Origin of the sequence: Candidatus Pelagibacter communis, assembly GCF_001179845.1 — a bacterium.
GTDB classification, from domain to species: Bacteria; Pseudomonadota; Alphaproteobacteria; order Pelagibacterales; family Pelagibacteraceae; genus Pelagibacter; species Pelagibacter ubique_Q.
Window position 1 is genome coordinate 1 of sequence record NZ_CVSB01000045.1, and the last position, 19,728, is coordinate 19,728.

At 29.3% G+C, this 19,728-nt stretch carries 22 protein-coding genes, 2 tRNA genes and 1 pseudogene; 17 read left to right on the forward strand and 8 right to left on the reverse strand.

Features of this window, described 5'->3' with window-relative positions:
• The 17 genes and pseudogenes from AMN81_RS06390 to AMN81_RS04280 all read left to right on the forward strand — a co-directional run.
• Window positions 1–352: pseudogene (locus AMN81_RS06390) on the forward strand (VTT domain-containing protein); the annotation flags it as partial.
• Between the two features lie 174 nt (window positions 353–526).
• On the forward strand, window positions 527–727 hold the full coding sequence (locus AMN81_RS04205) for a hypothetical protein (protein ID WP_072090850.1): 201 nt from the start codon (window positions 527–529) through the stop codon (window positions 725–727).
• A 97-nt stretch (window positions 728–824) separates the two neighbouring features.
• Window positions 825–1,385, forward strand: a complete 561-nt coding sequence (gene dcd / locus AMN81_RS04210) for a dCTP deaminase (protein WP_023854401.1) — start codon at window positions 825–827, stop codon at window positions 1,383–1,385.
• Window positions 1,386–1,388: 3 nt separating this feature from the next.
• Entirely contained in the window at window positions 1,389–2,648 is a 1,260-nt protein-coding gene (murA, locus tag AMN81_RS04215; protein WP_072090851.1) for a UDP-N-acetylglucosamine 1-carboxyvinyltransferase, read from the forward strand.
• Window positions 2,648–3,040 carry a DUF2948 family protein gene (locus AMN81_RS04220; protein ID WP_256998227.1) on the forward strand — a complete coding sequence of 131 codons (393 nt, stop codon included), beginning with the start codon at window positions 2,648–2,650 and terminating at the stop codon, window positions 3,038–3,040. The genes murA and AMN81_RS04220 overlap by 1 nt, the downstream gene beginning before the upstream one ends.
• A 1-nt stretch (window position 3,041) precedes the next feature.
• A complete protein-coding gene (hisD, locus tag AMN81_RS04225; protein WP_072090852.1) occupies window positions 3,042–4,325 on the forward strand; it encodes a histidinol dehydrogenase in 1,284 nt (427 codons plus the stop codon).
• Window positions 4,326–4,327: 2 nt separating this feature from the next.
• A complete protein-coding gene (gene infA, locus AMN81_RS04230; protein ID WP_023854397.1) occupies window positions 4,328–4,543 on the forward strand; it encodes a translation initiation factor IF-1 in 216 nt (71 codons plus the stop codon).
• A 4-nt stretch (window positions 4,544–4,547) separates the two neighbouring features.
• Window positions 4,548–4,622, forward strand: a tRNA-Phe gene (locus AMN81_RS04235).
• 79 nt (window positions 4,623–4,701) lie between these two features.
• The gene (locus tag AMN81_RS04240; protein WP_072090853.1) at window positions 4,702–4,917 is read left to right on the forward strand and encodes a cold-shock protein; all 216 of its coding nucleotides are present in this window, start codon (window positions 4,702–4,704) and stop codon (window positions 4,915–4,917) included.
• Between the two features lie 231 nt (window positions 4,918–5,148).
• Window positions 5,149–5,223 (forward strand) — tRNA-His (locus AMN81_RS04245).
• A 4-nt stretch (window positions 5,224–5,227) separates the two neighbouring features.
• Window positions 5,228–6,622: a histidine--tRNA ligase gene (gene hisS, locus AMN81_RS04250; RefSeq protein ID WP_072090854.1), complete on the forward strand. Its 1,395-nt coding sequence runs from the start codon at window positions 5,228–5,230 to the stop codon at window positions 6,620–6,622.
• Window positions 6,600–7,652, forward strand: coding sequence for an ATP phosphoribosyltransferase regulatory subunit (locus AMN81_RS04255; protein WP_072090855.1), 1,053 nt, complete (start codon window positions 6,600–6,602; stop codon window positions 7,650–7,652). Before hisS ends, AMN81_RS04255 begins: the two co-directional genes overlap by 23 nt.
• Window positions 7,652–8,344: an ATP phosphoribosyltransferase gene (gene hisG / locus AMN81_RS04260; protein WP_072090856.1), complete on the forward strand. Its 693-nt coding sequence runs from the start codon at window positions 7,652–7,654 to the stop codon at window positions 8,342–8,344. Before AMN81_RS04255 ends, hisG begins: the two co-directional genes overlap by 1 nt.
• A 178-nt stretch (window positions 8,345–8,522) precedes the next feature.
• On the forward strand, window positions 8,523–9,620 hold the full coding sequence (locus AMN81_RS04265) for a DNA recombination protein RmuC (protein WP_072090857.1): 1,098 nt from the start codon (window positions 8,523–8,525) through the stop codon (window positions 9,618–9,620).
• Window positions 9,621–9,657: 37 nt separating this feature from the next.
• Window positions 9,658–10,344 carry a hypothetical protein gene (locus tag AMN81_RS04270; RefSeq protein ID WP_072090858.1) on the forward strand — a complete coding sequence of 229 codons (687 nt, stop codon included), beginning with the start codon at window positions 9,658–9,660 and terminating at the stop codon, window positions 10,342–10,344.
• A 6-nt stretch (window positions 10,345–10,350) separates the two neighbouring features.
• A complete protein-coding gene (locus AMN81_RS04275) occupies window positions 10,351–11,787 on the forward strand; it encodes an exodeoxyribonuclease I (protein WP_072090859.1) in 1,437 nt (478 codons plus the stop codon).
• Window positions 11,788–11,821: 34 nt separating this feature from the next.
• Window positions 11,822–12,139 (forward strand): thioredoxin family protein, encoded by a 318-nt coding sequence (locus tag AMN81_RS04280; RefSeq protein ID WP_023854389.1) that lies wholly within the window; start codon window positions 11,822–11,824, stop codon window positions 12,137–12,139.
• On the opposite strand, the gene AMN81_RS04285 is transcribed toward AMN81_RS04280, so the two are convergent.
• From AMN81_RS04285 to AMN81_RS04320, 8 genes are read right to left on the reverse strand one after another with little or no spacing between them, the layout of a single operon-like run.
• A complete protein-coding gene (locus AMN81_RS04285) occupies window positions 12,136–13,404 on the reverse strand; it encodes a bifunctional folylpolyglutamate synthase/dihydrofolate synthase (RefSeq protein WP_072090860.1) in 1,269 nt (422 codons plus the stop codon). The two genes, AMN81_RS04280 and AMN81_RS04285, sit on opposite strands and share 4 nt — an antisense overlap.
• Window positions 13,358–14,287, reverse strand: a complete 930-nt coding sequence (locus tag AMN81_RS04290) for an acetyl-CoA carboxylase carboxyltransferase subunit beta (protein ID WP_072090861.1) — start codon at window positions 14,285–14,287, stop codon at window positions 13,358–13,360. The genes AMN81_RS04285 and AMN81_RS04290 overlap by 47 nt, the downstream gene beginning before the upstream one ends.
• The gene (gene trpA / locus AMN81_RS04295) at window positions 14,284–15,084 is read right to left on the reverse strand and encodes a tryptophan synthase subunit alpha (protein ID WP_080986910.1); all 801 of its coding nucleotides are present in this window, start codon (window positions 15,082–15,084) and stop codon (window positions 14,284–14,286) included. The genes AMN81_RS04290 and trpA overlap by 4 nt, the downstream gene beginning before the upstream one ends.
• Window positions 15,084–16,313: a tryptophan synthase subunit beta gene (locus tag AMN81_RS04300; RefSeq protein ID WP_023854385.1), complete on the reverse strand. Its 1,230-nt coding sequence runs from the start codon at window positions 16,311–16,313 to the stop codon at window positions 15,084–15,086. The genes trpA and AMN81_RS04300 overlap by 1 nt, the downstream gene beginning before the upstream one ends.
• A complete protein-coding gene (locus AMN81_RS04305; RefSeq protein ID WP_072090863.1) occupies window positions 16,303–16,932 on the reverse strand; it encodes a phosphoribosylanthranilate isomerase in 630 nt (209 codons plus the stop codon). The genes AMN81_RS04300 and AMN81_RS04305 overlap by 11 nt, the downstream gene beginning before the upstream one ends.
• Window positions 16,929–17,621, reverse strand: coding sequence for an orotidine-5'-phosphate decarboxylase (gene pyrF, locus AMN81_RS04310; RefSeq protein ID WP_072090864.1), 693 nt, complete (start codon window positions 17,619–17,621; stop codon window positions 16,929–16,931). The genes AMN81_RS04305 and pyrF overlap by 4 nt, the downstream gene beginning before the upstream one ends.
• Entirely contained in the window at window positions 17,611–17,901 is a 291-nt protein-coding gene (locus AMN81_RS04315) for an HU family DNA-binding protein (RefSeq protein ID WP_023854382.1), read from the reverse strand. Before AMN81_RS04315 ends, pyrF begins: the two co-directional genes overlap by 11 nt.
• A gap of 15 nt (window positions 17,902–17,916) precedes the next feature.
• Window positions 17,917–19,641, reverse strand: coding sequence for a S1 RNA-binding domain-containing protein (locus tag AMN81_RS04320; protein ID WP_072090865.1), 1,725 nt, complete (start codon window positions 19,639–19,641; stop codon window positions 17,917–17,919).
• Window positions 19,642–19,728 lie beyond the last annotated feature (87 nt).

Below are 19,728 nucleotides of genomic sequence, written 5' to 3' on the forward strand. Positions count from 1 at the left end.
TCTTTCTTTTTTAAGTAGATCTTCAACACCTTTTAAACCAAAACCTGGTTTATCTAATTTATTAATTTACCGTTTTATAGGTGGTATACCTTGGCAGCTGAGCTGTCTCTTACCAACCTTATTTAATGTTAAGGTTATAAATTTTTTCTTTGCTACATTGATTGGAATAATTCCTCAAATTTTTTTAGCAGTTTCTATTGGTAGTGGATTAGAAAAAATTATAGACCAAAATGCTGAAGTGCCAGGAATAACTGATATAATATTTTCACCTGATATATATATTCCTATTTCAGCTTTCTTTATTTTAATTCTGATTACAATATTTTTGAGAAAGTTTTTTTATAGAAATTAGTGGTGCTCCCACCCTGTACTGACCAGGGAACTAGTCATTACCAATGACTTGTTATACCATTTAACTACAGGAGCTTAGAGACAAATTGTATTTTATTGATAATAAAGCATTTTTTTCAAATTATTGCCTTAATTTTTTGATGAATATGATTTATATCTATTTTAGGAAAATGTTATGGGAATTCATTACGACTACAAATCAACTAAAGGTAATAAGCTTATGGAAAAGCAAGCTAAAAGGGAGAGAAAGCTTGCTGAAAAAAAAGCTAAACGTTTAGCTAAAGAGGGCCAAAAAAAAGAAGAGGAAAAAGCACCTGTACTAGATCCTAATAAACCAATTTCTTTAGATTTCCTGACTAACCCAGATAAAGAATGAGTTCAAAAGAAAAAAATGAGCGTTTAAGCTTGGCGCTTAGAAAAAATTTGAAGAAAAGAAAAATTTTCCAAAAAAAAAATAAAAAGAAAAATAAATAATGTCAATTCAACCTGATTCTTGGATAAAAAAAATGTGTAAAGAGCACAATATGATAGAGCCATTTTTGGATCATCAAGTTTCCGAAGGTAAAATTTCTTATGGATTAAGTAGTATGGGATATGATGTAAGAATCTCAGATGAATATAGAATTTTTACCAATGTTAATAGTTCTTTAGTTGATCCAAAGAATTTTTCTGATGATAACTTTATAGAACGAAAAGGACCACATTGTATTATCCCACCAAATTCATTCGTTTTAGCTAAAACAGTAGAATATTTTAGAATACCAAAAGATGTTTTATGTATTTGTGTTGGAAAAAGCACTTATGCAAGGACAGGAATTATTTGTAATGTTACTCCAATTGAAAATGAATTTGAGGGCAATATTGTAATTGAGCTAAGTAATACAACACCTAATCCTGCAAAAATCTATTCAAATGAAGGAATAGCACAATTTTTATTTTTTAAATCAGATACTCAGCCAGAAACAACTTATAAATCAAAGAACGGTAAATATCAGGGTCAAACTACAATTCAAGTTGCTAAAATTAAAAAGTAATTTATGGATAAATTTCTGATTAATGGCCCTTGTAAAATCAAGGGCAATGTTTCAATTTCAGGTTCGAAGAATGCATCTCTCCCAATTTTAGCTGCAACATTATTATTTGATAAACCTGTTGTTATCAAAAATTTACCAAGAGTTAGAGACATTAATACAATGTTAAATTTATTAAAGTCTCTTGGTTCTAAAATATTTTTATCAAGAGATAAAAAAACAGCAAAAATTATAAATAAAAAAAATATGAAAACTTTTGCTAGTTATTCTTTAGTCAAAACAATGCGTGGTTCTATTTTGGTTTTAGGTCCACTTATTTCAAAACACCATAAATCTAAAATCTCTTTACCTGGAGGGTGTTTAATTGGTGCTAGACCAGTTAATTATCATCTAACAGCATTAAAAAAACTTGGGATGAAATATGAACTAAAAGATGGATATATTTTAGCAAAATCAAAAGGAAAACTTAGCGGAACAACTGTAAATTTTCCAAAGATAAGTGTTGGGGCAACTGAAAATTCTATAATAGCAGCATGTTTAGCAAAAGGAAAAACAGTTTTAAAAAATTGTGCAATAGAACCTGAGATTAAAGATCTTACAAATTTTTTAAATAAAGCTGGAGCGAAAATAAAATGGACAGGAAGAGTTTGTAAAATTATAGGTGTAAATTCTTTACATGAAACTGAATATTCTGTAATGGCTGATAGAATAGAAGCAGGCACATTTTGTGTAGCTGCAACACTTGCGAAAGGTAATTTACAAATAAATAATTTAAATCCTAAAATTATTGGTACAGAAATAAAATTACTAAAAAAAGTTGGTGCTAAAATTAAAACTAGTGAAAATAAAATCTTAATTAAAGGACCTGAAAAAATAAAATCCATAAAAAGCATTAAAACTAAAGAATTTCCAGGTATTCCAACAGACCTTCAAGCACAATTGATGGTTTTAATGTGCAAAGCAGTTGGCAAAAGTTCAATAACCGAAAGTATTTTTGAAAATAGATTTATGCATGTTGCAGAATTACAAAGACTGGGAGCAAAAATAAATATTAAAAATAATACTGCTACGATAGAAGGAAATACTAAATTCATTGGCGCTGAATTAATGTCTAGTGATTTAAGAGCTTCTGTTGCTTTGGTTCTAGCAGCTATAGTTTCTAATGGTAAATCATATATTAACAGAATTTATCACTTAGATAGAGGTTATGAAAAAATAGAAAACAAATTAAAAAAAATAGGTGTTAAAATTAAAAGATTAAAATAGTGAATAAATATTTAGCAAAAATTATAGCAAGTGACCAAGAAGGGTTACAGATGATTTCAGCTTGTAGTTCAGGGGCTAAGGTTAAAATTGCAGATATAAAATATCTCGCATCCAATAAGGTTTTTTTATTATCAATTGAAAGAACTAAGATTGAAAGCGATCAGGTAGATAAAAAAATCAATAGCATTTGTAGGTTTGATTTTGTTGATAAAGTAAGATCAAAGAACATTGATCAATCAAATCAAGAAATAGTTTTAGAACTAATAGGTATAGATTATTTGAAAAATAATGATGTTTATGAAATAAATCTTATTTTTAATAACAATGCTCATATTGCTTTAACCACAGAAACTATTGAAGCAAGATTAGAGGATCAAAGTGAAATTAAATAATATGAAGATACTAAATAGTAAAAGTAAAAATTTTGATAAATTATTAGAGAATTTGCTCTTACAGAGAAAAAAAAAAATTCAATCAGACTCTGTCTCTGTAACAAATATAATTAAAGATGTTAAAAAAAATGGTGATAAAGCATTATTAAAATACGAGAAAAGATTTAATCAAAACAACATAATTATTCCAAGCACAAAACAAATAAAAAAATCCATAAATTCACTTGATAAAAAAGTAAAGAAAGCAATCGATACGGCTTATAATAGAATTTATAAATTTCATTCACTTCAAAAATTTAAAAATATTTCTTATACAGATAAATTAAAAAACAAACTTGAATATAAATACGTACCTTTGGAGTCTGTTGCAATTTATGTTCCTGGTTCTACTGCTTCATACCCATCGAGTGTATTGATGAATGCTATTCCAGCAATTGTAGCGGGTGTTAAGAGAATAGTTATGATTAATCCAGGTCATAAAGGAAAACAAAATCCAGCCGTATTATACGCCGCAAAAAAATGCAAAATACAAGAAATTTATTCTATCGGGGGACCTTCTGCTATTGCAGCAGTATCTTATGGGACTAAAAAAATTAAAAAAGTTCATAAAATAGTTGGTCCAGGAAACGCATATGTTGCGGCTGCAAAAAAAGAAGTTTTTGGTGTTGTTGGAATTGAAGGTATGACCGCAGGTCCTTCAGAAGTGACTGTCGTTTGTGATAAATTCTCAAATCCTGAGTGGGTTGCAAGTGATTTAATTGGACAAGCTGAACATGATATTCTTGCACAATGTATTTTGATTTCAAAAGATAAAGATTTACTAGATAAAGTAAAAATTGAAATTACTAAACAATTAAAAGAAATTCCAAGAGCTTCTGTTGCAAAAAGAAGCTTAATTAATAATGGAATTCTTATGTATATTTCTTCAGAGGCTAAAATAATAAGTGTTATAAATAAAATTGCACCAGAACATTTAGAATTAAATATTAAAAATTATAAATCGTTAGTTCCAAAAATAAAAAATTCAGGATCAATATGTTTAGGAAAATATGCAGTGATGGCAATGACTGATTATAATGTTGGATCAAACCATGTGTTGCCAACTAATGGTTCTGCCAAATACTCAAGCGGCATAAGTGTAAATGAATTTTATAAAAGAATTTCATACATAAACTTATCAAAAAAGGGTATTGAAAGTCTTGGACCATCAGTTATAACACTTGCAAATTACGAAGGGTTGGTTGGACACGCTCAATCTGTAGTAAAACGAATAAGGAGAAAATAAATTTGTCAAAACAAGACTTACTGGAATTTAAAGGTACAGTGATAGACCTACTTCCGAACGCTATGTTTAGAGTAAAATTAGAAAATGGACATACCGTTACTGCCCATACAGCTGGTAAGTTAAGAAAAAACAGAATTAGAGTTCTCCAAGGTGATAATGTGACAGTTGAAATGACACCTTACGATCTTACTAAAGGAAGAATAATCTTTAGGGGATAAATAAGGCTGAGTAGCTCAGGAGTAGAGCAGAGCCCTGAAAAGGCTTGTGTCGGAGGTGCGAATCCTTCCTCAGCCACCACCACAAAGTTTCATCTTGAAATAATCTTAAAAGAAATTAACTTTAAGAGATAATAAATAACAAAAGGACTAAGAATAAGATGACTACAACATTAACTGGAAAAATAAAATGGTACAATGGGAAGAAGGGTTATGGGTTTATCGAAAGAGATGACAAAGAGAAAGACGCGTTTGTACATGCCAGCGCTTGCAAAGCAGCTGGTCTGAGATATTTAAATGAAGGTGATAAACTTGAGTTCACTTTAGAAGATGGTCCCAAAGGTCCTTCTGCAGTTAATTTAAAAAAAATAGACTAATTTAGAAATTATTTAAAAGGGCGTTTTATCTATCAAATAGATAAACGTCCTTTTTCTATTTAGACCTTGAATATTAATTTTTTTTGTCTAAAAGACTGCTCATGAATATAAATATTACATACAGAAAGACTTTTAGAAGTACTCATAGAAACTGTTTCCATAGCCAGTAGGCTATTTATTTATATTATAATTTTAAATCCACATAAAATAAGATAAAAACAAAGAGGATAAGCCCGGGTGGTGTAATGGTTAGCACGGAAGTTTGTGGAACTTTAAGTTTGAGTTCGACTCTCAGCCCGGGTACCAAAAAATGAATAAAGAAAAAAAATTAATTCCTGGATTACCTTCAGGATTTGAAGATCGTTGGGATAAAAAACTTCTTCTCAAAAAAAAGCTTTTAAAAGCTATTGAGAATAATTTTATTAAATTTGGAGCAGAGGCTCTGGAAACCCCTTCGTTTGAGATAAGTGAAAATATAGGATCTTTTTTGGCAGAAGATGAAGCTAATCCTATGTCTGATGTATTCTCATTTCAGGATGGAGAAAAAAGCATTACTCTTAGGTATGATCTTTCAAGCCCACTAGCTAGATTCGTTGCTCAAAATAATCAAGAGCTTCCATCAATCTTTAAAAGGTATGCTATTCAAAATGTCTTTAGAAATGAAAAGGCTGGTAACGGAAGGTACAGAGAATTCATGCAAGCAGATTTTGATATCGTTGGAAATGTTAATCCTGCGCAAGCAAATGCGGAGCTTTGCAATTTAATATCAAGTACTTTGTTAGATTGTGGTCTAAAAAAAGATCAATTTACAATTAACATTAGCAACAGAAAAATAGTTCAAGGATTAATTGATGATTTAAAAATATCAGAAGAAAAACAAGTAAAAGTAATTAGGGCAATTGATAAATTAGATAAACCAGGTTTTGGTTTAAAAGGTGTTGAAGATCTACTTAAAAAAGAAAGAAAAGATATAAGTGGTGCAGTCACTAAGGGTGCAGATTTAAACGATGAACAAGCATCTGAAATACTTAATTTTCTGAAAATTAAAGATTTAAAAGTATTAAAAGAAACATTAAAAAATCCATTGTCTCAAGAAGGTATAAAGGAATTAGAACAAGTATTTGAAGTATTGAGTTACAGTTCAAATTTAAATCAGGTCAAAACAAATTTTACAATTGTTAGGGGATTGGCTTATTATTCAGATTTCATTGTTGAAACAAATCTAAATTTTAAAGTCACAAATAACAAAGGCAAAGAGGTCGATATAGGCAGTATTTGTTCTGGAGGAGCCTATGCAAAATTAATTTCGAGATTTAAAGGTGTGGATATTCCAGGCACTGGAATTAGTTTTGGAGTTGATCGATTGTTATTTGCTTTAATTCAATTAGATCAAGTAAAAGTAGATAATCAAAAACCAGTTTTAGTTTGTGTAATGGATGAAAAATATCTTAAAAATTACTATGAAATTTTAGATCTTTTAAGAAATAATAATATTAATGCTGAAATATTTTTAGATACCAAGAAAAATTTAGGCAAGCAATTAACATTAGCAAATAAACGTAAGTTGGATGTTGCAATAATATGTGGTGAAAATGAATTTAATGAAAATACAGTCACTATAAAAAGTCTTAAAGGTGTTAAGGGTGAAAACAATAAAACATTTTCAAAAGAAAATTTAATCGATGAAGTCAAAAAACTTATCTGAAAACATCCTTAGATCAGTAAAATCTAAGGGTTTTAAATATATTGATTTACCTTCAGTAATTGAGGCTAATCACATTGTTCAAAGATCAGGAGAAAATTTTAGAAAGTTTATCTTCTCCTTTACTGATCAGAATGGAAGCGAGTTGTGTTTAAGACCAGATTTAACAATTGCATCTTGTTTAAGGTATTTGGAAAATAATTTAAAAGGTAAGGAAAAAATTTTTTACAGTGGTCAAGCTTATCGAAAATCACAAAACAAAAAAGACTCAATCATTAGAAATCAAATTGGATTTGAAATTTTAGGATCTAAGGATGAGAAAAATGACGATAAAGAAATTATAAATACATCTCTTAAATCACTTCAAAATATCAAATATTCTTCAGGAACACTAACTATTGGAAATGTTGAAATATTTAATTTGTTAATTTCAAAAATGGATATTCCAAAGAGATGGAAGCTAAGATTAGCCAGACACTTCTGGAGAGAAGAATATTTTAATGATTTATTAAAAAGATTAGAAACTAATTCAGATGTTGATCCAACAATTGTAGAAATAGATAAAAAGCGTTACGTGAAAATGCTTAAAGAGGATTTATCAAATATTGTTGCAGGAAGAACAATTAATGAAATATTAAAAAGGTTTGATCAGAAAATAAAAGATCCTAGAAGAGCTAGTAAAGGAAAGAATGTTTCAAAAATAATTAAAGATTTCTTAAAAATTAAATGTCCCATAAATAAAGCAGCAATTGAATTAAATAAATTTTTTAAAAAAAACAAAATAAATCTAGCTGTAGATCAAAAATATTTTCCAATCTCTAATAATAAGGTTTCAAAATTAAATGTAGTATTTTCAGCATCCTTTGGAAGACAATTAGAATATTACACCGGAATGGTTTTTAAAATTGATATTAAATCTAAAAACTCATTAAAAAATATTATTAATGGTGGTCGTTATGATGGTCTAATTTCGGACTTAGGATCAAAAAAACAAACTCCAGCAGTAGGTGCTGCTTTAAATTTAAATTACTAATGACAAAAAATATTTTAAATATTGGAATTCCAAGCAAAGGTAGACTTAGAAAAAATATTTTAAATATTTTTAAAAAAAATAAATTAAATCTCATTTCTGAAAGAGGAGAAAGAGATCTTTTAGGATCTATAAAACAATTTAAAAATATTAAGATTTTATATCTTCATGCAAGAGAGATCATCGAAAGACTTGGAGACGGATCTTTGGACATAGGCTTTTCAGGCTTTGATTTATTAAAGGAAAGTGAAATTAACACTCAAAAGAAAATTAATGTTTTAAAAAGATATGATTTTGGTAAGGCTACATTAGTAGTTGCAATTCCAGATCCATGGATAGATGTACAAACAGTTGCAGATTTAGAAGAAATTGCATTTGAATTTAAAGATAAGAAAAAGAAAAGATTAAGGGTTGCAACAAAATATCCAAACTTAACAAGGGAATTTTTGTTTTCAAAGGGCGTTACCCAATTCAAATTAATTGATAGTTTGGGTGCAACTGAAGCTTATCCTTTTACAGGCTCATCGGAAATAATTACAGATATTACTTCTACCGGAGAAACGTTAAAAGCAAACAATCTACGTATTTTAAAGGATGGAGAAATATTAAGATCAGAGGCTTGCATGATGATTTCTAAGTCATCCAATAATAAAATGGGTCTTAAAAAAATAGTAAAATTACTTTCTAAAAATTAAGTCTTTCCAATAAATTAGTATAATTTTGATAATATCTAGATTTCTAATAATTGCATAAAGTGCAACAATAACACATATAATAAAGAATATTTTTAATACTAAAATTAGTTCCATAAAGTATTTTTAAATATTTAAATACATTAATCAAATATTTACGATAAAATAAAAAATTAGAATCATGGATAATATATTGTTAATTTTACTAGTTTTGTTATTAGGTGGCGTTTTAGCTATTCTTTATCTAAATTTAAAAACTAAGCCAAAAGATGAAAATGAAAACAAAGAAGCTGAGGAAATAGCTAATTTAAAATCAGAAATATCAAGTTTAAAAGATACCTTAAATACTACAATCAATAGCTCACTTGGCGCAATGTCGACTTCCTTTAATAATCTATCAACTGGGGTTACTAAAGATATGACTGAAACTTTAACTAAGGTAGAGGAAAAGGTTGGTAATTTTAATCAACAAGTTCAACTATTAAATCAAAGCCAAGAGGGGATAACTAAAATTTTAGCTGGAGTTAAGAAATATGGAACTCTTGCAGAATTTAGCTTAGATGCTCTAATTAAAGATTTGCTACCAGCCTCTCAATTCATGACAAATGTTAAAATGAAAGAGGACACCAGTGAAAATGTTGAATTTGCAATAAAGCTTCAAGGAGATGTTTTAGTTCCTGTTGATAGTCATTTTCCAGTAGAAAAATTCAAAGCAATTACCGATGGTCATGACGCGGAAGATAAAAGGGCTGTAGCAGATGCTAGAGCAAAATTAGCCTCAGCGTTTAAAGCAAAAGCTAAAAGTGTTAATGAAAAATATATTGTTCCACCAAAAACTACTGATTTTGCAATCGTATATGCTCCTACAGAAAGTTTATACAAAGAGTTAACTGAATACCAAGATCCAAGTACAAAAGAATTATTAACTCAAGAGTTAATGAAAAAATATAAAGTTGTAATATGTGGACCTAATACCCTTTCTGCCTACTTACAGTCTTTACATATGGGATTTCAATCATTGAAGGTACAAAAAGGTGCAACGGAAATTTATAATCATTTAAAAACAATCAGTACAAGATTTTCTAAACATTTTGACAACATTATAGTTCTTAGAAAAAAATTAGAAGATGCTATGGGAGTTGTTGATAAATTTGGAACGGATGCAAGATCAATTTCAAGAACCTTAGAAAATATTAAAGATCCCGAGCAGGTTGAGAAAGCTTTACAAACTGAAAATGTAGAAAAATTTGTTGAACGAAATAGGCAGCTTAAAAATTAATTTCTTTTTTTCCTTAATAACGTCTATAAGAAATCTCATGCAGTGGAATCAAAAATATGATTATCCAAAATCATCAAGAGCAACAGTTGATGGCATTAGAAGATACTTATTAGGGGAAACAAAATTACCAAGTGTTACTTCAATTTTAGATGCAACTCGATCTGAAGAAGATAAAGCAGCATTAGCAAATTGGAGAGAAAGAACTGGGCAAAAAGAAGCTGAAGCAATTACAAGAGCAGCAAGTAGCAGAGGATCTCAAATGCACAACTATTTAGAGTCTTATTTACTTGGAAGAGAAAATTTAAGTTTTTTTGAAGATAATGAACAATACAAATTAATGGCCAAAGAGATTATAGAAAAAGGATTAAAAAATAGATTAGATGAAATTTGGGGAGTTGAATGCACACTTTATTACCCAGAGAAGTATGCAGGTACCGCTGATTGTGTTGGAGTGTATGAAGGAAAAGAAACAATAATTGATTTTAAACAAAGTAATAAACCCAAAAAAGCTGAGTATATAGATTCATGGCTTCTTCAAACAAGCGCATATTCATTAGCACATAACATTGTGTATAACTCCAATATCACTTCTTGTGTAATTTTGGTTTGCACAGTAGATAAATTATTCCAAGAGTTTAAAATTCAAGGGCATGATTTAATTGTTTATCAAAATTTGTTTTTGGGAAGATTAAAAAAATTTAACGAGCTATCGGATTTAACTTAGGATTTTATGGATAAAATAGTAATTTACGATACAGAAACAACAAATAGCACAATTTGGGGCTCAATAATTGAAGTAGGTGCGGTAGTTGTCGATAAAAACTTAAAAGAAATTGGTAAGCTTAATATTCGTGGCAGAATGCCTGAAGGTGAGGTTCCAAGCGCAAAGGCCTTATTGGTTAATTCAACAAGTATTGATTTACTTACCAAAGGAAATTATTCGCATTACGATTTTTTAGGAGCTGTCGAAAACTTTTTCTCAAAAGCTGGCCCAGCATTGTTTATGGGTTGGAGTAATTTAAATTTTGACAGAAGAATGTTTCATTTTAATTTTTTTAAAGGGAACAGATATCCATACATTACACACTCATCACCCAATAAAGAACATGATGGTTTACATGTTGCAAGAGTAGCTCAAACCTTGAATCCTGAAACATTAAAGACTGAATTAACAGAAGCAGGCAATGAAAGTCTTGCTCTAGAGGGTTTAGCTAGACAACAAGGTTTTGATACATCTCAACAACACACAGCTTATCATGATGCGTTCACAAGCTTAAAAATTCTTCGAATTATAAAAGATAAACATAAAGACAATTGGGAAAATTTTTTAAGTACATCTACAAAAAATAGTGTTGAAACTATCTTAAAAAGTGAGGGGATTTATTCAATTTTCGAAAATGTTAAGGGAAAAAATATGATGTATCTTGTCTCTACATTACATTCAGATCATTGTTTTCATCCATCATATGCATCTTGGGGATATTTATTTGATTTAAGAAGAGATCCTGAACCTTTGTTAAATTTATCAATAAATGATCTTAAAGTTTATTTAAAAAAGTTTAGTCCTAAAGCACTTAGAGTAATCAAAACCAACAAAGCTCCTGTAGTTCTTGATAAAAAGTTTGCATTAAAAGAGAAGGCATATGCTGACTTAGATTTAGAAACAATCCAGAAAAGAGCAAAAATGGTTAGAAATAGTGAAAATTTTTGTAAAAATATTCAAATTATTAATAGAGAGGCCGCTGAAGAAAAAGCTCAAACTCAAACCCAGGAAGATCTATTACCAGAGGAAACTTTATATGAGAAATTTATTCCTAATATAGATACCCAATTGTTTAAAACTTGGCATAGTTCTTCTTGGGAAGATAAATTAAGAATGTTGGATAAGTTTCAAGACAAAAGATGTAGTTGGTTTGGGCAAAAAATTATTTATCAAGAAGCACCACATATCTTGCCACCAGATTTATATAAAAATATAAAAAGTGAAATTGCTAGACGAATTTTGAGTAAAAATAGAGAAAAGTGGCAAACTATAGGAATGGCTTACCAAGAAATTGATACCTTAAGAGATCAGGCATCTAATAGAGACGATGAAGAAGAACTAAAAAAATTAGATGAAATAAATGAATTTATTATGTCTATAGAAAAAAAATATGAAATTTCCTAGTTGACTTTAAGGCTCTAATTAATAGAAAAGATATATGCTTACAAATTTTAAAGACGAAGATTTTGATACTAAAATTAAAAATGAGGATATTTCAGTCATTCAGTTTTCAGCTGAGTGGTGTGGCCCATGTAAGGCACTAAAACCAGTAATGGATAAATTATCTGATGAATATAAAGATAGGGCTGGTTTTTATTATGCAGATATTGAAGATGGTGGAATTAATACTGGAAGTGCAGCGGGAATTAGAGGTGTACCGACAGTTATTATTTACAAAAAAGGTGTTGAAGTAGATAGAAAAGTTGGTGGAGTTCCCGAAAGTCATATGAAAGAATTTTTAGATAAAAATATCTAATTTAAATTTAATACTTCTCCAGCAAGATAAAGAGATCCAGTAATTAGGATAATGTCGTTTTCCTTGACAGGAATTGACCTAATTGCTTCCTCTATACTTTCTTTATAATTGATATTCTTGAAGTTATTTAGCTTATCTTTTAGATCTTTTCCTTTAATTGAATTTGGCTGATTAGGAATATCAATAGTAGTTAAGGTTTTAACATTCATAAAGTAACTCATAAATTCGTTATGATCTTTATTAGCCATCATTCCTAAGATGATGTGCTTATTGCAATTTAAACTTTCTAAATATTCATTTAATACTTTTGCCCCTAAAGGATTATGTGAACCATCAACAAATAATTGATGATTTTTTGTAAGTTCTTTGAGTTTACCAGACTTTATTTCCTGTAATCTTGCAATACTATTTATTTTTGTAATTCCTTGTTGAATATGTTCATCCTTAATATTAAAATCTTTTGTAGCTCTTAACGTTGCGATTGCAGTTGAGATATTTTCTAATTGAAATTGGCCCTTAACATTTGGCATTGGTAATTTTATTCCACCCAATTGATCCTCATAATAAAAGAAATTATTTTCTTTCATTGTAAAACTATAATTTTCATTATGAAAAAACTTATTTGAACTATTATTTAATATTGTTTTTTTTATACTTTCTGAAATTTCTCTAGAACTTTGTTTTGCAACTATAATATTTGAATTTAAAAGTGACGAAGTTTTCTCAAATATAATTTTTTCAATAGTTTTCTCGCTTTCAGGTAGCCAATCTAAATGATCAAGACCAATAGAAGTTACAACACTAGCCAGATTATCTTTAAGGATATTTGTTGCGTCAAATCTATGAAATAGGCCAGTTTCTATTAAGTTGATATTATCTGGATATTGAGAAGCTTTTAAAAAATAAGCTGCAGTTAATATCTCAAAAAAAGTAATAGGTTCATTGTTATTAGCGTTTTCAATTTCTTCAAACAAATTTGCTAACTCTTCATCATTGATTTCTTGGTTATTAAATACAAACCTTTCATTGATACTCTTGATATGAGGGCTAGTGTAGATATTACATTTAATGTTTGCCTCTTTTAGAATAGCAAACATCGCTTGAATGGTTGAGTACTTTCCATTTGTCCCTACAATTGAAATTGCTTTGAGTTTGTGTTGGGGGTTTCCTAATTTTTGACAGAGATTTTGTATACGATCTAAATTTAAATCTATTTCTTTAGGATGCAGCTCTTGTAAGCGACTGACTATCTTCCGAAGTTTCATTTTGCTCAGAATTTATAACAGAATTTTGCTTTAAGAGTATTGATAATAAAGTTCCTATTTTGAATGCAAGATATTTACGCTCAACAATCAAATCAACAAAACCTGTTTTTTCCACATATTCACTTTTTTGAAAACCCTCAGGTAATTCTTCTTTAACGGTTCCTTGAATAACTCTTGCACCCGCAAAAGCAATTAATGCACCAGGTTCAGCAATATGAATATCGCCCAACATTGCATAAGAAGCTGTGATACCACCTGCCGTTGGATCCGTAATGCATACCAAATATGGTAAACCATTTTTCTTTAATTCATTAATTGCAAGGGTTGTTCTAGTCATTTGAGAGAGTGAAATTAAACTTTCCATCATTCTCATTCCTCCCCCCGCACTAATGCATAAAAAAGGAGTTTTGTTTTCTATAGCATGTTGAATTCCATATAAAAAAGCTTCTCCTTCAGCAGCGGCCATAGAAGCACCTAGGAAATCAAAGTCAGACGCAACTGCAGTAATTTTAATATTATTGATGGTTCCACAAGTAACCATCATTCCACACTCCATCCCTGTTTTTTTACGAGCATTTTTTAATCTCTCTTTGTAGGGTTTTGAGTCTGTCCAGTTTAAAGGATCATCTTTTGGTATAGGCGTCTTAAATACCTCATAATTATTTTTACCAAACAAAATATCAAATCTTTGTCTTGGTTTAATTCTATGATGTTTGTTGCAATCTGGGCAAACCCATAAGTTTTGTTCTAAATCTTTTTTAAGAATTGGACCTCTACAACAGCTTGTCCAATCACTTTTTGCAATATCTTCTTTTGTAGCTCGTTCATGAAAAGCAGTTTTTATTTTTTCACCTGCTTTTATTATTTTTGTAATCCAATTCATTTAATCTTATTTTTTAATCTTTTAACTATATTAGTAACATTTGTGACAGGATTTTGTCTTTTATTAATTGAGTCTGAAATTTCTTTACAAATTGCACTTCCAACCACCAATCCATCAGCTTTTTTTAGAGATTTTATTGTTTTTTCTGTAATTCCGAATCCAATAACAACATTCTTAGATTTGTTTTGATTTTTAATTTTGCTGTATCTTTCAAGTATTTTTTTAGGAGAAACTTTTAGTTTTCCTCCGGTAGTTGATAGCATACTGATGTAATAGACCATATCATGGGAGTCTTTGATGATTTTTTTTAATCTTATCGAAGTTGTGGTTGGAGAAACTAATTGAATAAAGTTAACTCCTCTTTTTTTACATTTAGCAGCAAATTTTTTATTTTCAGGATAAGGAAGATCTACTACTATTAAACCATCAACTTTTACTTTTTTACATTTATCTAAAAATTTATTTTCATTATATTGAAAGATCATATTATAATAACCCATCAAAATAATTGGTTTATTTTTTTTTGATTTTTTAAAATCTTTTGCTATTGAAAAAACATCATTAATTTTTATTCCGTTTTTAATTGCTCTATATGCGCTAGTTTGAATTTGGCCACCATCAGCAATTGGAGTGTTGTGAGGAAATCCTAGTTCACAGATATCCGCATAATTAGAAATTGATTTAAGTATCTCTATTGATTTCTTTTTAGTGTTATCACCTGCAACAGTATAAGTAAGTAGTGCCGGTCTATTTTCATTTTTTGCATTTTGAAATGCTTTACTTAATAAAGAAGTCATTATTTTTTACCTAATCTTTCTCTTAAAATATCACGATCTTTTTTTGCGTCCCCACAAGAATTAACAATGATGATCGTGTCTTTACTTAATTTAGGTGCAATTCTAATAGCTTCTGCAAATGCATGACTAGGTTCTAAACTTGGATTTAAATTTTCATATTTTGTAACCATTACATGTGCTTTGAGGGCATCCTCATCTGTTGCATAAGTGTATCTTGCTCTTTTAGTATCTTTTAAAAAACAATGAATAGGGCTAACACCTGGATAATCTAATCCGGCACTAATAGACTCTGTATCATTAATTTGCCCTTCGCTATTTTGACAAAGATAAGATGCTGCTCCATGTAAAATTCCAATTTTAGCATTTTGGCTTAATGGTGCTGCATGAAGCTTTGATTTTTTAGGTCCACCAGCTTCAACACCAATTAATTCAATTTTTTTTCTGTCGTAGTCAATAAATTCACTCCAAAAACCATAAGCAGAGCTTCCTCCACCAACGCAGTTGATAAGTTTAATCTTATTTGGAAGTTTTTTAAATTCTGATTTTAATTGTACTTTTAATTCTCTAGAGATTTGTGCTGTACTCCAACCACAAATTTTAACAAATATATTTGGACCAACAGTACTTCCAACACACATATGAGTGTTATCACAATTAGACACCCAATATCTCATACACTCACTAACGGCATCCACTAGTGTTTGACTGCCTGAATAAACTGGAACTATTTCAGCTCCATTTTTTCTCATTGCATCACAGTTAGGTTTTTGTCTTTTAATATCTTTTGCCCCCATAAATATTTTACATTTGAGGCCAAATTTTTTAGCTGCCATACTAAGCATTTTACCTGCATACCCAGCTCCAGTATCACCAACGATATACTTCTTACCCATTGCTTTACAAATAAGTGCATGAACAGTTGCATTGTAAATTTTATGAGCCCCTCCATTAGCCTCGGAGACAACCTTTGCCCAAATCTGAGCACCACCTAAATGATTTGTTAAATTGTCTAATTTTACAAATGAAGTAGGAGTTCCAATATAATTTTTAAAATAAAAATCTCTTTTTTTTAAAAATTTTTTATCTTTTCTAAGTTTCTTGAACTCATTTGTTAAATCTTCTACAGGTTTTTTTAAAGTTTCAGGAATAAAGCTTCCTCCGAATTTTCCTCCCCAAAATCCGTATCGATCGTGCTGATCAATTAAAGGAACTCCTTTTTTAAGTTTCATTTTGTACCTGCTCTACTTTTTTTAAAAATATATCTATTTTGGATTTATCTTTCACCCCAGAGGTCTCAAGACCCCCAGATATATCTATAATATCTGCTATTTTTTTATATTTTTCAAGATTATCATTCACCTGAATGTTTCCTGCTATCATTAATGGTTTATTAATCTTTATTTTTTCAATAAGTGTATGATCAAAACCCATACTTTTCTCATAACCCTTGCTATCAAATAAATAAATATCAGTTACTTCAGAAAATAATTGATATTTTTTAATATCTGTTTCATCTTTAATAGTGAGAGCAGTAATAATTTTCTTATTATACTTTTGCTTAATTTCTTTTATTTCTTTAGCTGTGCAGTCATAAATTTGATAATAATCAAAAGGAAGGTGTTTAATTTTTTCCAAAATATCTTTATCTGGTTTTACAAGTACTGCTACAAAGTTAGAATTCTTTTTATCTAGTTTTAATAATTCGTTTAGCTTTTCAACTTCAACATATCTTGAACTTTTTTTATAGTTACAAATGAAACCAACAAATTGAGGTGGATAAGGATGATTGATTATAAATTTAAGTGTATCAAGATCTGAGACGCCACAGATTTTAGACCTTGTGATCATCTATTTATGTGGTCAATTAATCTTTGAATATTATTTTTAATATTTCCTTTAATTAATGATCTGCCGAGCACAATTCCTGATACTTTATTTTTAAATGCGTTATTGGGAGTCATCACTCTTGACTGATCATTGGCACTATCGCCAGGCAATCTAATTCCAGGGGTAACAATAAATAATTTTTTATGTTTCTTTCTAACTATTTTAGCTTCGTTCGCTGAGCAAACTATTCCATCACACCCCGATTTTTGTATAAGACCAGCTTGTTTTAATACTAATTCTTTTACAGACTTTGTGTATCCTATTTCTTTGAGAGATTTATTGTCAAGGCTTGTAAGAATTGTAACTCCAAGAATTTTTAAATTTTTATTAATTGATTTAGCTTTTTTCTTGATTTCTTTTAACATCTTAAGCCCACCATTTGAATGGACCGTTATGTATTTACATCTTTTTAAATCTTTTAAACTATCTACTGCAGATAATGCAGTTTGTGGGATATCGTTAATTTTTAGATCTAACCAAAAGTCTTTATTATATTTTTCTAAAAATTTTCTTCCATTTTTAGAGTAAAAAAATTGTAGACCAAATTTTGGAATAATTTTAAGTTTGTTTGTCTGTGTTTGATTTATAATTTTTTTTATTTCGCTTAAACTAGATGTATCGCAAGCAACAAAAATTTTTTTATTTTTCATTGTTTAATTTTTTAAATAAGTCTTTTGACATTTTAAAGTGAATTGTTTTTTTTTCTGGCGTATTTACTTTCTCACCTGTTTTTGGGTTTCTGGATATACGAGCTTTTTGAATATTTGTTGAAAATACACCAAAACCCCTAAGTTCAACTCTCTCACCTTTTTTAAGTGCTCGTTTAATTTCTCCTAAAATTATATTGATAAATTTGTTGAGATCTTTTTTTAGAAAATTTGGGTAGTTATCTGAGAGTTGTTTTAAAAGCTTTGATTTTACAATAGCCAATTTTTTAAATCTTTTTTATTCTTTTTCTTCTTTTTTCTTCAAATCCTCAGAAAGTGATGAGAAAGGTAAATTTTTACCCGAGTCTTCAGACCCATATTTTTCTAAAGCTTCTTTCTTCTCAATTTCTTCTAACAACTTAATGCTTAAAGTCACTTTTCTTTTTGGAAAATCTATGTCAGCTATTGCACAGTCAAGTTTTTCACCACCTGTCCACCTGTTTGGTCTTGCATCAGCAGCATTAACAGCAATGGCTGATTTTTTAATTTGAAAATCCATTTCACAACCTTCCGGTCTAACTGTTAAACCTTTGTTATCAGTAGAGATTACTTTAACTGTAATTGTTTGATTTTTAGATTTATCTTTAAACCAATCAAAAGGATCTGCTTGGGTTTGTCGAAGTCCAACTCTAATTTTTTGCTCTGAAGTTTTAATTTCAAGAACTTTAACTTTTATTTTGTCACCTTTTTTATATTTTTCTAATTCCTCTTCACTGTTATTTAAATAAGTTAAATCATTACAATGTAAAAATGCATCAATATCTAAATCTTCCACTTTTACAAATAACGAGTATTCATTTTTATTTATAACTTCTCCCTCAACTATTGTTCCAACTGGATAATTAGTTTCAAATATTTCATAAGGGTTATCTTGAGTTAATCTATGAGAAATTGCAACACGTCTTTTCTCTTTATCGATTTCTGTAATGACACAATCAATTTCATCACCAACTTTAAACATTTTTTTTGAAGAAACATTTTTTTTAGTCCAGCTAAGTTCACTTGAGTGAAGCAGAGTTGTAAGACCTGGTTCCAATTCGCAAAATGCACCAAAGTCCATTAGTTTAACAACTTTTACTTTATAAATTTTATTTAACTCATAATTTTGAATATGTTCAAAGGGATCCGGAGAGAGTTGTTTAACAGAGCACCCAACTTGAAGTTTTTCTTTGTCTACTGTAATTACTTTTAAATCATGTTTCTCACCTATGTTAAATACCTCGTCAGGATGATTAACTCTAGAGTAAGAAATTTCTTGTAAGTGAACTAAAACATCTAATTCATTATTAACGTTAAAGAAACAACCAAATGAGCTATATCCTTTTACTTCAGCATTTTTAATAATATCTCCAACTTTATATTTTTCTATAATTTTAGCTTTATCCTCTTTTTTAAAAGATGAAATAATTTCTTTTCTTGAAACACAAGCATTGCCTCTTACTTTGTCTAATTTGATCAAAGCAAATTTTTGTGGTTCATTCATTAAATGACTAATATCTTTTAGAGGCTTATCACTAATCTGTGAACCAGGTAAAAACATTAAGGAACCAGTTTCTATATGTTCGACTATGCACCCACCTTTACACTTAGATGTAATTTTTCCCATAATCGGTTCATTTTTTTCATAAGCCTCAACTAATTTATCCCAACCTTTTATTTTTTGTGCTTTAGAGGCCGAAACTAATATTTCACCATTTTTATCCTCAATTTTTTCTAACAATACAGGAATTGTTTCTCCAACTTTAATTTTGTCAGCAAGATCCATGCTTTTAAGTTCGTTCACATCAATAACAGGTTCACTTTTCAAACCTTCTACAAACAAGAAAACAAATTTGTCAGTAATTTTATTAATTTTACCCTCTATAATTTTACCTTCTTCAATTTGGATTTTTGACAGTTGGCTGTTAAGTAGTTTTTCGAATTCTTTTGAAGCTGGATTTGATAAATCTTTGTAAATTTCCATTAAATATTTTTTTCTGTGTATATTTTTTTAATTTTTAAAAAACACGATCTTTTAGTAAGTTTTGATCTATTTAGCAACAATGAATCT

What these genes read in the sequence shown, in the direction of transcription:
- AMN81_RS04265 (WP_072090857.1), top strand. Translation starts at nt 8,523, where the DNA reads ATGGATAATATATTGTTAATTTTACTAGTTTTGTTATTAGGTGGCGTT.
- hisG (WP_072090856.1), top strand. Translation starts at nt 7,652, where the DNA reads ATGACAAAAAATATTTTAAATATTGGAATTCCAAGCAAAGGTAGACTT.
- AMN81_RS04205 (WP_072090850.1), top strand. Translation starts at nt 527, where the DNA reads ATGGGAATTCATTACGACTACAAATCAACTAAAGGTAATAAGCTTATG.
- AMN81_RS04285 (WP_072090860.1), bottom strand. Translation starts at nt 13,404, where the DNA reads ATGAAACTTCGGAAGATAGTCAGTCGCTTACAAGAGCTGCATCCTAAA.
- AMN81_RS04270 (WP_072090858.1), top strand. Translation starts at nt 9,658, where the DNA reads ATGCAGTGGAATCAAAAATATGATTATCCAAAATCATCAAGAGCAACA.
- AMN81_RS04320 (WP_072090865.1), bottom strand. Translation starts at nt 19,641, where the DNA reads ATGGAAATTTACAAAGATTTATCAAATCCAGCTTCAAAAGAATTCGAA.
- AMN81_RS04300 (WP_023854385.1), bottom strand. Translation starts at nt 16,313, where the DNA reads ATGAAACTTAAAAAAGGAGTTCCTTTAATTGATCAGCACGATCGATAC.
- trpA (WP_080986910.1), bottom strand. Translation starts at nt 15,084, where the DNA reads ATGACTTCTTTATTAAGTAAAGCATTTCAAAATGCAAAAAATGAAAAT.
- AMN81_RS04255 (WP_072090855.1), top strand. Translation starts at nt 6,600, where the DNA reads ATGAAGTCAAAAAACTTATCTGAAAACATCCTTAGATCAGTAAAATCT.
- AMN81_RS04240 (WP_072090853.1), top strand. Translation starts at nt 4,702, where the DNA reads ATGACTACAACATTAACTGGAAAAATAAAATGGTACAATGGGAAGAAG.
- AMN81_RS04275 (WP_072090859.1), top strand. Translation starts at nt 10,351, where the DNA reads ATGGATAAAATAGTAATTTACGATACAGAAACAACAAATAGCACAATT.
- murA (WP_072090851.1), top strand. Translation starts at nt 1,389, where the DNA reads ATGGATAAATTTCTGATTAATGGCCCTTGTAAAATCAAGGGCAATGTT.
- AMN81_RS04280 (WP_023854389.1), top strand. Translation starts at nt 11,822, where the DNA reads ATGCTTACAAATTTTAAAGACGAAGATTTTGATACTAAAATTAAAAAT.
- pyrF (WP_072090864.1), bottom strand. Translation starts at nt 17,621, where the DNA reads ATGAAAAATAAAAAAATTTTTGTTGCTTGCGATACATCTAGTTTAAGC.
- hisD (WP_072090852.1), top strand. Translation starts at nt 3,042, where the DNA reads ATGAAGATACTAAATAGTAAAAGTAAAAATTTTGATAAATTATTAGAG.
- AMN81_RS04305 (WP_072090863.1), bottom strand. Translation starts at nt 16,932, where the DNA reads ATGATCACAAGGTCTAAAATCTGTGGCGTCTCAGATCTTGATACACTT.
- AMN81_RS04290 (WP_072090861.1), bottom strand. Translation starts at nt 14,287, where the DNA reads ATGAATTGGATTACAAAAATAATAAAAGCAGGTGAAAAAATAAAAACT.
- dcd (WP_023854401.1), top strand. Translation starts at nt 825, where the DNA reads ATGTCAATTCAACCTGATTCTTGGATAAAAAAAATGTGTAAAGAGCAC.
- hisS (WP_072090854.1), top strand. Translation starts at nt 5,228, where the DNA reads ATGAATAAAGAAAAAAAATTAATTCCTGGATTACCTTCAGGATTTGAA.